This window comes from Sporomusa sp. (assembly GCF_057736855.1).
The window spans coordinates 1-12,729 of the sequence record NZ_JBYKYF010000058.1 but is presented as its reverse complement, the minus strand read 5'-3'; the positions used below and the strand labels follow the sequence as shown (position 1 = coordinate 12,729).

General features: G+C 44.3%; 9 protein-coding genes. 1 reads left to right on the top strand and 8 read right to left on the bottom strand.

Annotated features, from left to right (window positions below; all coding sequences use genetic code 11):
• From AC29Z1_RS05895 to AC29Z1_RS05860, 8 genes are all read right to left on the bottom strand, one after another.
• A partial coding sequence (locus tag AC29Z1_RS05895) for a 4-hydroxyphenylacetate 3-hydroxylase N-terminal domain-containing protein (RefSeq protein WP_488270528.1) occupies positions 1 to 511 on the bottom strand: 511 nt, incomplete at its 3' end.
• Positions 512 to 588: 77 nt separating this feature from the next.
• On the bottom strand, positions 589 to 2,001 hold the full coding sequence (locus AC29Z1_RS05890; RefSeq protein WP_488270527.1) for a hypothetical protein: 1,413 nt from the start codon (positions 1,999 to 2,001) through the stop codon (positions 589 to 591).
• A gap of 305 nt (positions 2,002 to 2,306) precedes the next feature.
• Complete coding sequence (locus tag AC29Z1_RS05885; RefSeq protein WP_488270526.1) at positions 2,307 to 3,722, bottom strand: sigma-54 interaction domain-containing protein; 1,416 nt, start codon at positions 3,720 to 3,722, stop codon at positions 2,307 to 2,309.
• A 444-nt stretch (positions 3,723 to 4,166) separates the two neighbouring features.
• Positions 4,167 to 5,492: a nucleobase:cation symporter-2 family protein gene (locus AC29Z1_RS05880; protein ID WP_488270529.1), complete on the bottom strand. Its 1,326-nt coding sequence runs from the start codon at positions 5,490 to 5,492 to the stop codon at positions 4,167 to 4,169.
• Positions 5,493 to 5,615: 123 nt separating this feature from the next.
• Complete coding sequence (locus AC29Z1_RS05875) at positions 5,616 to 7,892, bottom strand: xanthine dehydrogenase family protein molybdopterin-binding subunit (RefSeq protein ID WP_488270525.1); 2,277 nt, start codon at positions 7,890 to 7,892, stop codon at positions 5,616 to 5,618.
• Positions 7,889 to 8,344, bottom strand: coding sequence for a (2Fe-2S)-binding protein (locus AC29Z1_RS05870; protein ID WP_488270524.1), 456 nt, complete (start codon positions 8,342 to 8,344; stop codon positions 7,889 to 7,891). The genes AC29Z1_RS05875 and AC29Z1_RS05870 overlap by 4 nt, the downstream gene beginning before the upstream one ends.
• Positions 8,329 to 9,129: an FAD binding domain-containing protein gene (locus tag AC29Z1_RS05865; RefSeq protein WP_488270523.1), complete on the bottom strand. Its 801-nt coding sequence runs from the start codon at positions 9,127 to 9,129 to the stop codon at positions 8,329 to 8,331. The genes AC29Z1_RS05870 and AC29Z1_RS05865 overlap by 16 nt, the downstream gene beginning before the upstream one ends.
• A 229-nt stretch (positions 9,130 to 9,358) precedes the next feature.
• Entirely contained in the window at positions 9,359 to 10,915 is a 1,557-nt protein-coding gene (locus tag AC29Z1_RS05860) for an ABC-F family ATP-binding cassette domain-containing protein (protein WP_488270522.1), read from the bottom strand.
• A gap of 281 nt (positions 10,916 to 11,196) precedes the next feature.
• Between AC29Z1_RS05860 and putP the strand changes: the two genes are divergently transcribed.
• Positions 11,197 to 12,678, top strand: a complete 1,482-nt coding sequence (gene putP, locus AC29Z1_RS05855; protein WP_488270521.1) for a sodium/proline symporter PutP — start codon at positions 11,197 to 11,199, stop codon at positions 12,676 to 12,678.
• Positions 12,679 to 12,729 lie beyond the last annotated feature (51 nt).

Sequence of the window (12,729 nt, the reverse complement as noted above, 5' to 3'; positions counted from 1 at the left end):
CATACAAATCAGGATCCGCCTGCTTGCTTGGCGACAGACCACGGTCCCCTTTAGGGTCAGTCATGGCACCATCTACGGTCCAGTCTTCTTCCTGCATTTTCAGTAAAAATTTGGTGAAACGGTCATGATAGTTTGTGCCCAGCTTTTGGTCCATTTCAAAAGTGGTGCTAGCCACCGCATTGATAGCATCCATACCTACGCAGCGTTGGAAGCAGGAAGCGGTTTTTTGTCCTAATAAACGCAGCATTTTTACTTTTTTAACAAGGTCATCGGTACTTTGGTGCAAATGACAGAAGCGGTTGATTTTCTTCCCAGTAAGATGAGACGTTGCTGTCATAAGATCCTCATATTGAGGGTCTTGCGCCAATTCATACGTCATTTTTACAGAATTCATGGATGGCCGGATAATTGGATGATCCACTGGATTCTTTACAAGTTCCCCCTGCAGATACACCTTAAGATTGAGTTTGCGTAAACTTTCTTCATACTCCTGAGGTGTTTTTAATGCCATGGTAAATTCCCCCTTAAAAAATTACCTTAATTTTTTAGAATGTCTGCCAAATTGACGGCAAACAAATAGTAAGCAAATTATTCTTCCTCAATTCTGCTATTAAACACTGGGTCTTTTGTCTTATCGTAAGTAGACCAATTCCGGAAAAAGTCTTTACCATAAATCAGGAGGCAAAGGATAGCACCTACACCAATTGCATAGGCGGCACCACGGGATACCAATACCGCACCTACGATACCGGCAACACCCAAATCATTAAATGTACGCCCTTTTAGTACCCCTACCCGAACAGCTACAAAAGCTTGTACCAACATGGTTAACGAGAGGGAAATAGGCAGAATGGGTTTAACCAAGGTAACTATCGGCATCATAAAATAACTGACAAATGTTCCCCAACGGAAAGAAGCCACACCGCCAAATAAGCTATCCATAGCTTCCCGGCCATGTTTATAACGCTCACAGGTTACCACCTGCATCGCTGCCCATAACGGACCGCACATGGATACATCTGGTCCTAACAATGACATGCTCATATTACGAATACCGCAAATAATATTGTTGCGGTTAGGATTATAATGCACATTTTCATCGCCGTGACGGAATTCACGCGCTTCGTCAATAAGTGCCTCAGCCTGAATCAATTCACCGAACAACACTACATAAGTAGCCGCTACCAAAGGCAATGCACTCACATATAGATGAAGTGGAGGAAAACCAATTCTTTCGGCAAAAGGAGTCCATTCAGTAAACAAGGTGTAAAACTGCGGAACAGTAATACTCCAAGTAATTGTCGGCCAAGGCAGCTCGCCTACTAGAGGTGCAATCACAATTGCCAATGCGAGAGCAGGCATCAGGCCTAAATCGGAAAGATATTTAAAAACTATATGTTTGTTTCTAAGAGTCTTAAAATGGTTGGAAAACAAAATATAGAAAGCAAAACCAATTGCAATGGTAATTGTCATAGGATAGTGATCAAAATGCCCATTCTCAACAAAAACTAATCTAGCTGCCGCAAAACCGGCGCCAATTAAGATACCGGCTTTAAGCGCATCAGGCACAATATCAACAAACTTTTTCGCTAATCCAGTTGCCCCTAACAACAGTGCAAAAACGCCTAACTCGAATTCAAAGGCAATTAGCGCATGCATCCGGGCAACCCCTTCCGGGAATGTCTTTAGCCATAACAACAGGAGCGGTATTGCAGGTGTAATCCACCCCGGAATAACAGGGTCGCCCAAATGTGCGTGCCATAAGTAAAAGAAACCATTCAAAATAACGATAGTGATAGCAATTTCAAAAGGCATCCCCAGATAGTCTTGCAATAATGGAATAACACCAAGACAAACGGCAGACATTAGCAATCCCTGAATAAAATCAGGAAGCTCAAAACGATAATGAATAAATGGTAATCTCAATTGAAACGGCCCCAGCGGAATATACGGCTGCGCTTCACCATGGTTTCGTTTGTAAACAGGACCCAACCAACTCATACTAATACTAATACCTCCTTTTTTTTTGTTAACATTAGTGCAAAATCAACGCCATACCTTATTCACTCTAAACTTGAAATTGTGTACCTCCTTTGCCTGTTTTAATCACTATCTATTAATCTACTAAAGCAAGAATCGTGCCAAAATAAATTAAAGTCTGTTTTTTCTTTCTTTTTCGATATGTGCAATAATTGCTTATAATTTTTTTGGCGTTGCATAAATGCAACGCCAAAAAAAAAAGAAAGCTATTAAGCTCCGGATTATTAAGCTTTGTGCAACAATGCAACATTTGCATTGTTGCACAACTACTTATCCGCCAAGCCATATTTAGCTACCTTACGAAAAACGGTTGTTCTATCTATCCCTAATACTTCAGCCACCTTTCGCCAACAGCCGTACTCTTTATACGTTTCAGTAAGCAGATAAGCTTCTACTTGTTCTACCGCCTTCTTTAATTTGGTTCCACGCTTGGGAAAAAACGTTCTATTGCGAATGGTTTCCGGTAAAACATCCATAGTGATCTCTTCACCTGCTGCGGTTACCATCATACGTTCAATGACGTTTTCTAACTCACGTACATTACCAGGCCAGGAATACTCCACCAACTTATCAATTACCTGTGGCAAAACTCTTTTATTGTATCCAAAATGCCGATTAAATTTATCAACAAAATGCATAATTAATAGCGGAATATCTTCTTTTCGTTCACGCAAAGGCGGCAACTCAATCGGTACTACCATTAGGCGATAATACAGATCTTGGCGAAACTTCCCTTCCTTTACCATCTTGGCTATATCCCTGTGAGTGGCTGCAATGATTCTTGTATTCACAGCGATTGGCTTAGTACCCCCAACCCGCATAATCTCTTTCTCTTGTATCGCCCTAAGTAGCTTAACTTGCAGCATGAGCGGCAAATCGCCTATTTCATCAAGAAAGAGCGTTCCGTTATTTGATAATTCAAAAAGTCCGGGTTTACCCTCCTTTTTAGCCCCAGTAAAGGCTCCTCCCTCATAACCGAATAGTTCTGATTCCAGCAATTGTTCAGGAATAGCGGCGCAGTTAATTTTAATAAACGGCTTTGATGCGCTTTTTCCATGTTTGTGTATTAATTTGGCAATTTGTTCTTTCCCTGTACCTGATTCGCCAGTAATCAAAACAGTAGAATCAACATCCGCTAACTTTTTAACAAGCTCAATGACTTGGGCCATTTTCGTACTGCGGAAAATGACTTCATGATCGTGAATTTGCAGTGCCCGCAAATGGGATAATTCGGTCTGATATTTCAATGTTTTTTCTTGATTTTTTATCAATTGCTTTTGTAAATTAACCAGTTCAGTAATATCCCGAACATTCGTTACAACCCGAAACAAATGACCTTGCTCATCAAATATGGGATTTCCTGTAACTAATATTTCATGGGTACCCTTAACTTTTTGATTAATCGTAACCCGCTCACGCTTCTCCATGACCAACAACGTTGCTGACACATCATAATACCCTTCTGCTACTAGATTCCTCATGTTCTTACCCACTAGATCACTGCTCTTAAGACCAGTGATCCGTTCATACGCATGATTCACGCGCAAGACAACACCATTGCCATCAGTAATAAATATACCATCATAGGAAGATTCGATGATTGCTTTTAATTCATTCAATAATTCTTGCGCCGAAGTTTGTCGAGTATCAACCTTGTTATTACCTAACTCGTCCTTATGCATCCTCTTATCTCCCCTTTGATAACCTATTTTGTTAATTTCGACCAAATACGACATTTTCCCTTCCGTTTTGTTAAATAATTCAGAATTAATCAAGTTCTACAAACGCTTTTATGTCACTAATAACTTAAAGACAATAAGATAATCCCATGTAATTATTCGCAACAATAGCACATAAGCTATCTACTTCCACTAATTTTTAAACCATTACTTTTTCACAAGTTGTCTACAGTCTACAATTAAATCCCAAAATATAATATAAAAAAACTTCCACCCTTGCTTAATATCTCTAAAAAGAAAACAGCAAGAGTAGAAGTTGTAACATGCGAGGTATTCGCTTGTTAATGCCAACTATATGTTCTCACTACCAAACCCATAAGCCGGACACGCAAGCTAAATAGCAGCAGTCACTTGCGTGCTGCCGCCTTTAACTTACTCGCTATCAATTTAACCTATATATTCCTGCTTACCAATAGCAGCCTCGGCCGGTTTATCAGTACCATTTAAAATGGCATTCAGAATAATGGCGGCCACACTGCCGGCTGTAATACCGCTGTGGAGAATGACCTGCGCCCAAGTAGGAAAATGGTGATAAAAGTTAGGAACAGCCAGGGTAATCATACCGACCCCCATACTTACGGCAACGACCATAATATTGTGAGTTCCGTCAAATTGAACCTTGGACAAGGTTTTAATACCACTGGCAGCTACCATACCAAACATCGCAATACCTGCTCCGCCTAATACCGAATTGGGAATGGCCGAAACTACGGCAGCAAACTTGGGGAATAAGCCCAAAATAATCAAGATTGCACCAGCAGCAGCCACAACAAACCGGCTTTTGACTCTGGTTAATCCGACCAAGCCCACGTTTTGGGCAAACGCCGTATAGGGGAAACTATTTAAAATACCGCCCAAGATGGTTGAGAAACCATCAGCCCTAAGTCCGCGAGTCAAATCTTCCTTGGTGATCGGCCTGTCAATAATTTCGCCAACAGCAATGCAGTCACCGGTTGTCTCAGTCATGACAACCAACATAACTAGAACCATAGCAGCAATGGATGCCAAATCAAAGGTAGGCATACCAAAGGCAAACGGAGTGGTTACTCCCAGCCAATTCGCTTCAGCCACCTGAGAAAAATTAACCATACCAAACATCCAGGCGATAACAGTGCCGCAAAGCAGTCCCATGAGAACGGCAATATTGCTCAAAAACCCTTTAAAATAACGATAAAAAAACAATACAATCATTAACGTTATAAGCGCCATACAAATGTGCGGGAAAGAGGCAAAATCTTTCGCTGCCGGGTTACCGCCAGCCGCCCAGCGTACTGCCACTGGCATAAGGGTTACACCGATAATGGTAATAATGGTACCAGTCACAACCGGGGGAAAGAAACGGATAAGTCGACTAAAGTACGGGCTCATCAAATAGGTCACAAGACCGGCAACAATAACAGAACCATAAATACCTGTCAAGCCATGGGTTTGACCAATAATAATCATCGGAGTTACGGCTGCAAAGGTTACACCCTGAATAATCGGTATGCGAATTCCCATGTTCCAAAAACCTAAGGTCTGAATCAAGGTAGCAACACCGCAGGTAAACAAATCCGCATTAATGAGGTAAATCAGTTGCTCTTTGCTCAAACCCAGTGCATTAGCAATAATGAGCGGCACAGCCACCGCACCTGCATACATTGCCAACACATGCTGCAAGCCATAGGTAAACAGTTGTCCTAACGGCAACATCTCATCGACAGGGTGTTTCATTTGATTGTCTTTCACAGATTTTCCTCCTTACAGTTCTGCATTTTCACTAACTACGTAGTTTTATAAAATTTATTTATAAATACCATGGAATGGTGTTATTACTGACAATCACACCTACATAATCTATCTTTTCATTCCCATAAATACTTTTTCCGGGGTTATCGGCAACCGAGTTATCTTAGCACCTACTGCATTATACACCGCATGGGCAATGGCTGGTGAAGGCGTATTAATAACTACTTCTCCGATGGATTTGGCCCCAAACGGTCCAGTAGGTTCATAGCTGGATTCAAAGGCTACCGTAATCTTGCAGACATCTTTCCGGCAAGGGATTTTATACTGCATAAAGGTATTGGTCTGCATCTTGCCATACTGACTATAGTGAACATCTTCATACATCGCCATACCAATACCTTGTACAATTCCGCCTTCTACCTGAATTCTTGCCAGGTTCGCATTCAGCACAGTACCACAGTCCACCACCGCTACATAGTCGATCAGTTCAACCACACCAGTTTCAGGGTCAACCTCTATTTCAACAAATCCGGCAATAAATGGAGGCGGCGATATAGGAGAACCGTAGGTGGCAAACCCCACTAACTGCCGTTTTCCTTCCCCGAGCACTTGCAATTCGGCCAGCTTGGCAATTGTCATTGACTTACTGCCATCAAGAGTTTTAAGTGACTGACCATCAAACTCGATTTGTTCCGGATTCACTGCCAAGTACTTAGCCGCCTGGTTAATCATCTGCCGCTTCAAGTCTTCTGCCGCTTGCAATGTAGCCATACCAGTAACATAAGCTGTGCTGGAAGCATATGAGCCCGGATCATAGGGCGAAACATCCGTGTCGGCTGCATGTACAACAATATTTTCGGGTGATGTTTCCAATACCTCGGCGGCAATTTGCGCCAACACGGTATCACTGCCTGTCCCCATATCGGTTGAACCTGTCAGCAGAGTATATTCGCCGGCATCAGTAAGACGAATTTCGATAGAAGCGGTATCAATACCGGCAATTCCTGAGCCCTGCATCGTCACTGCCATGCCGACAGAACGTATTTTGCCGTTAGGTAATTGTCGGCGGGGATACTTTTCATCCCAGCCAATCAGTTCTTTCCCTTTGGCAATACAGCGATCAAGCGCTGAACTGTTGAGCACTTTCCCGTGATAAACAAGGCTGGTTTCGCCTTCTTTAATTATATTTTTAAGTCTGAGCTCAGTTGGGTCCATATTAAGTCGAGCCGCCAATTGATTAACTGTCGATTCCAAGGCAAACGTTCCTTGGGTGGCACCATAGCCTCTGAGTGCTCCTGCCGGCATCTTGTTGGTATACACAACATGGCCATGATACCTCACTGCCCGCGTTTTATTATACAGCGGCAGCGTCTTGTCACCGCATACCGCAAACGTGGTAGACGCGTGTTCGCCGTAAGCGCCGGTATCAGATAAATTTTCAATATCGATGACCCGGATAAACCCTTCCTTGTCAGCTCCCAATCTGACCTTAAGGCGCATCGCGTGACGGCTAGTGGTAGCACTGAAGGTTTCCGTACGGCTATAAATAAACATGGCCGGTTTTCCGGTTTTTAATGTAACCAGTGCAGCAAAGACATCACCCGATCCAGTCTGTTTACCACCAAAACCGCCGCCGATTCGAGGCTTAATGACCCGCACTTTGCTGGCAGGTAATTGCAGCGCTCTGGCTACTTGCCGACGAATATGAAAAGGTACTTGCGTGGAACTGACAATCACCAATCGGCCGGCATGATCAAGGTAAGTAAAAGAGCGGAAGGTTTCCATCATGGCATGTGCCTGCGCTTGGGTATAATAGGTTTCTTCAATCACAATGTCGCAGTGTTTGAGTTCCTGTTCAACATCACCTACTTCCAGCGTATGGGAGGCACAAATATTACGGTCTTTATCCATACCAATCGGAAAATTGCAGATAATATCTGTCTCAGGATGGACGACAGAAGGATGGCCAATGGCTTGTTCAAAATCAAGTACTGGCTCAAACACTTCATAGTCAACCTTGATGAGTTTAATTGCCGCGTTGGCAGTTTGTTCATCAACTGCGGCAATAATAGCGACCTCGTCACCAACATACCGCACAATCGGATCAAGAATCAGCCGGTCATACGGCGAAGGTTCAGGATATGACTGGCCCGCCAGTGTAAACCGGACTTGCGGAACATCTTTATAGGTGAGAATGCATTCTACTCCTTTGATTTTCTCGGCTTTGCTCGTATCAATCGCTGTAATCCGGGCAAAAGCGTGAGGGCTTCGCAAAATTTTTACCACCAGCGCATTGGCCGGAGCCAAATCTTCCGTATATACTGGTTTGCCGGTGCTAATAGCCATAGCATCTATTTTGGCCAAGCCTTTACCTATATATTTCATGACGATGTTACCCCCAGATATTTCTTAACCGCTCTAAGCTGTCCTTGATAACCAGTACAGCGGCATAAATTGCCTGTGAGATAATGTACAATCTGTTCCTCAGTAGGGTTCGCCAATTCCCGCTTCATCGCCAGTACGGTTAAAATAAATCCCGGGCTGCAATACCCACATTGGTCGGCACCCTCTGCAGCCATAAACTTTGCGAATTCTTCAGCTTCGGTTAGCAAACCCTCCATGGTCGTAATTTGCCTGCCATGGGCCCTAAATGATAATGTCGAGCAGGAGAGTGTTGGTTTACCATCAAGCCAGATAGTACAGAGGCCGCAGCAGGTAGTATCACAACCTCTTCTGACACTGTACAGTCCCTGTTTACGCAGGGTGTCAACCAGAAAATCATCGGGATGAACGTCTACAGACACTTGCTGCCCATTGATAATTAGTTCGATTTGCATCCTGCCACCTCCGCAATTGCCCGTTTAACCAGTACTTCACATATGGCCCTACGGTACTGTGCCGAAGCACGCATATTGTCACCAAAAGGCAGCTTAGCTGCCGCTTTGGCTGCTTGTTCCATGACCTCCATGGTAATCGTACCACCCGACAGCAGGTTAGCTGCCTCAAAAGCCAGTCTGGCCTTAGTGGGACGTGCGCCTACTGCAATCTTCCACTCGGCTCCCAACCGGGATACTGCCACGGTAAGAATCGGGAAATCGCTGGCTGAATTTCGCAGCGCCTGATAGGCGGCACTGCGATTCGTTTTTGGAATCATGATTTTAGCCAAAATATCTTTAGCGCGGGGCATATCCATAAATTCAGCCAAATGCATACGGCCGCCGTGATATAACTCAACTTCTGCATCCAACACCAATAAGGCAGGAAGCAGATCCGAAAAACCAAACCGAGAAAATACCGATGCCCCAACGGTGGCAACATTACGGAACTGTACCCCAATAATATTGCTTACCGCCTTGGGCACTATCCCGCAGAAATGCTCACATAGCGCCTGATTGGTCTCCGCATCACGCAAAGTAGCCATAGCCCCGATTTCAATATAGTCGGAATAATTATGTATATAATCCAGCCCGAGGTTAGACAAATCTACTCCGGTGTGGATAACTTGAGAACCCAGCCGCAGCCAGGCGCAGCCACCAAGTACGGCATTGCTTTTCTTGGCTGTTAATATGCTATACGCCTCTGCTAGCGTTGCCGGTTGCACTACATGACGTAAAGTGAACATTTTTTCTCCTCCGTTTCCGAACGTTCGGGAAAAATTCGTTAACATAGTTCGAATTATACCATATCCTTGTGATTATGAAAACCCACTTTTTTATCGCAAAATGGATTTGCACATAGTTAACAAACCTTAGTTATGTTAATCATTAGGAGTTGGTCATACATGCAATAGAAATAACAAGAGGCAGGCCGCTTTGGCTAAACAGCAAAGCAGCCTGCCTTTATCTATTGAGTTATACAATCTTAGTTGTCCAGTTTTCCACATTCCATACGTCAGTAACCCAGTCCCAGTAAAAATCAGGTTCATGGGATACAAGCAATATGGTGCCTTTGAACTCCATGAGAGCTCGTTTCAGCTCGGCTTTAGCATCAACGTCCAGGTGGTTTGTCGGTTCGTCTAGCACCAGCCAGTTAATTTCTTTGAGCATAAGTTTGCACAACCGGACTTTGGCACTCTCGCCCCCGCTTAATACCATCATTTGGCTGGTAATATGTTCATTCGTCAGCCCGCACTTCGCTAACGCCGCCCGGACTTCAAAGTTGGTTAGTCCCGGGAATTCATCCCACACTTCCTCCATAGCCGTTTTGCTATTGTGACGGCTGGATTCCTGCTCAAAATAGCCGGGATAGAGGTAGTCCCCCAGGATCACCTGACCCTCAATGGGTGGGATATAACCTAACAATGTTTTTAAAAGGGTAGACTTGCCTAAACCGTTGACTCCCCGAATAGCCACTTTCTGGCCGCGTTCCAGCGTAATATCAACCGGCTTAGTCAGCGGCTCATCATAGCCAAGCACCAGATTTTTGGCTTCAACAATAAAACGGCTGGGAGTCCGGGCCTCGCGGAACTGGAATGTTGGCTTGGGCTTTTCCCGCGGTTTTTCCAGTATCTCCATTTTATCCAGAAGTTTCTGGCGGCTGTTGGCCATCCCCCGGGTTGCCACCCGCGCCTTGTTGCGGGCAATAAAGTCCTCCAGCCGCTCCACTTCCTGCTGCTGGCGTTCATACGCCCGATGTTCCTGGTTCTTTTTAATGGCGTACATTTTCTGAAACTGCTCATAATTGCCAGTATAGCGAGTGAGTACGGCATTTTCCACATGATAAATGACATTGACCACTTCATTCAAAAACGGAATATCGTGAGATACCAAAATAAAACTATTTTCATAGTTTTTCAGATATTTTTTCAGCCACTCAATATGTTCAAAATCAAGGTAGTTCGTAGGCTCGTCCAGAATCAGAATCGTAGGATTTTGCAGAAGCAGTTTAGTAAGCAACACCTTGGTACGCTGCCCGCCACTCAGGTCGGCAACGTCACGGTCAAGGCCGATCTCACCTAACCCCAGGCCATTGGCTACCTCTTCAATTTTGGCATCAATCATATAGAAGCCGCCGGTTTCGAGCATATCCTGCAGTTCGCCGACCTCTTCCATCATCTTTTCCACTTGTTCGGGAGTAGCTTCCGCCATTTTGTCATACAGCCCCAGCATCTCAGCTTCCAGATCAAACATGTTCTGAAAGGCTTCTCTGAGCACATCACGGATGGTTTTTCCTTTGGTTAAAACCGAATGCTGATCAAGATACCCGACGGTTACCCGGTTGGACCATTCCACTTTGCCTTCATCTGGCATGAGCTGGCCAGTAATAATATTTAAAAAAGTAGATTTACCTTCACCATTAGCACCAATAAGGCCGACGTGTTCGCCTTTTAACAGCCGAAAAGAAGCTCCAGCCAAAATGGTGCGAGCACCAAAACCATGTGATACATTTTCTACAGTTAAAACACTCATTCTTTTATACTCCTGTGCAATATTTAGCAATACCTAGTACCAGACCACTATATTGTATCCCAAAGCAGTCAACACTGTCAAAACCCAATTTGCCTCACACTAACGGCCCTGACTTGCTGCAAACACTGGATGGGTACACTGAGAGCAAACCTTTATACAACTATCTGCCGATTAACGTACAAAGTTTTTATTTGTATACTGTACAATAAATTATCTACCTATTGCATTTTTTTACAGTTCCACGGTATAATTCAACCATATGATTGAGAGGGGATATAGCTATGTTACAACTGGATACTGGCATCATTATTGCTTTTATTGTCTACTTAGGAGCAATGATGTCCATCGGCATCTACTACTGGCGAAAAGAGCAAAATATGTCTGACTACATATTAGGCGGCCGCAAATTAGGTGCCTGGGTTGCTTCGATGAGCGCAGAAGCTTCTGATATGAGTGGTTGGATGCTCATGGGGCTGCCAGGATACGCCTATGTGGCAGGCTTGGGGGCAGGCTGGATTGCACTGGGCCTGATTCTCGGTACTTGGGCAAACTGGTATTTTATCGCTGCCCGGTTGCGAAAATACACAGAGATTGCTAATAATTCGCTAACCATGCCTGATTATTTGCAAAACAGGTTTCGGGATAACTCCCAGATACTCCGCATCATGTCAGCCGTATTTATTCTTATTTTCTTTTTAATTTATACCTCTTCCGGTTTTGTTGCCGGCGGTAAATTGTTTAATACTGTATTTGGTATTCCTTATACCTGGGCCATGATCTTAGGTGCTTTTGTAGTAGTGTTTTACACCTTTCTCGGCGGCTTCATGGCGGTTTGTTGGACAGATTTTGTCCAGGGGGTTATGATGTTTTTTGCCATCCTGGCTGTGCCGATTACAGCTTCCTTTATGATGGGTGGGCCCGTAGCGACAAGTGCGGCCTTATCCACACTTAATGCTGAAATGTTTAATCCGTTTACTACACCTGAGGGTAAACCATTATCATGGATTGCAATCATATCGCTCTTGGCCTGGGGCCTTGGTTATTTTGGCCAGCCACATATTTTAGTTAGGTTTATGGCCATCCGAGCATCATCAGAACTCAAGCAAGCCACCAATATTGCCATGACCTGGGTCATCCTGTCACTATCCGCCGCTGTTCTCGTCGGTATGGTTGGCCGGGTCTATCTCAAGCAGCCGCTTGAAGGTTCGGCGGTCGAAACTGTGTTTATGGTAATGACGCATGACCTATTTTCCAGTTTCTTTGCCGGTCTCATTCTCTCCGCCGTCTTAGCAGCCATTATGAGTACCGCTTCGTCCCAATTATTAGTTACTGCCTCAGCGGTGTCACAAGACTTCTACAAAGCCTTAATTCGCAAAACCGCGAGTGAAAAAGAGCTTGTGTGGGTGAGTCGCCTAACCGTTGTGGGTGTCTCCATTATCGCCATCCTTATCGGCTTAGACCCCAATAACTTTGTGTTAGACATGGTGGCTTATGCCTGGGCTGGGTTTGGTGCCGCTTTTGGCCCCACACTTATCCTATCACTTTTCTGGAGACGAATGACCCGTAACGGAGCATTAGCGGGCATTATCGTCGGCGGTATAACCGTGCTGGTTTGGAAACAGTTAGCCTTGTTTGGACTCTATGAAATCGTACCAGGTTTCCTCTTTTCTTGCCTGGCCATCTATGTTGTAAGCCTACTTGATGCTCCGCCTGCCAAAGAGATTACCGATGAGTTTGAAACAGTAAATAAGAGCAATATTTAGGTTCTTTGTCAAATGTTGGGGTAAAGCATAAAGTGTAGTGGAGCAGGGGAT

Excerpts from the sequence above, each read along its gene's own strand:
- AC29Z1_RS05890 (WP_488270527.1), bottom strand. The coding sequence starts at position 2,001 with ATGAGTTGGTTGGGTCCTGTTTACAAACGAAACCATGGTGAAGCGCAG.
- AC29Z1_RS05885 (WP_488270526.1), bottom strand. The coding sequence starts at position 3,722 with ATGCATAAGGACGAGTTAGGTAATAACAAGGTTGATACTCGACAAACT.
- AC29Z1_RS05880 (WP_488270529.1), bottom strand. The coding sequence starts at position 5,492 with ATGAAACACCCTGTCGATGAGATGTTGCCGTTAGGACAACTGTTTACC.
- AC29Z1_RS05875 (WP_488270525.1), bottom strand. The coding sequence starts at position 7,892 with ATGAAATATATAGGTAAAGGCTTGGCCAAAATAGATGCTATGGCTATT.
- AC29Z1_RS05870 (WP_488270524.1), bottom strand. The coding sequence starts at position 8,344 with ATGCAAATCGAACTAATTATCAATGGGCAGCAAGTGTCTGTAGACGTT.
- AC29Z1_RS05865 (WP_488270523.1), bottom strand. The coding sequence starts at position 9,129 with ATGTTCACTTTACGTCATGTAGTGCAACCGGCAACGCTAGCAGAGGCG.
- AC29Z1_RS05860 (WP_488270522.1), bottom strand. The coding sequence starts at position 10,915 with ATGAGTGTTTTAACTGTAGAAAATGTATCACATGGTTTTGGTGCTCGC.
- putP (WP_488270521.1), top strand. The coding sequence starts at position 11,197 with ATGTTACAACTGGATACTGGCATCATTATTGCTTTTATTGTCTACTTA.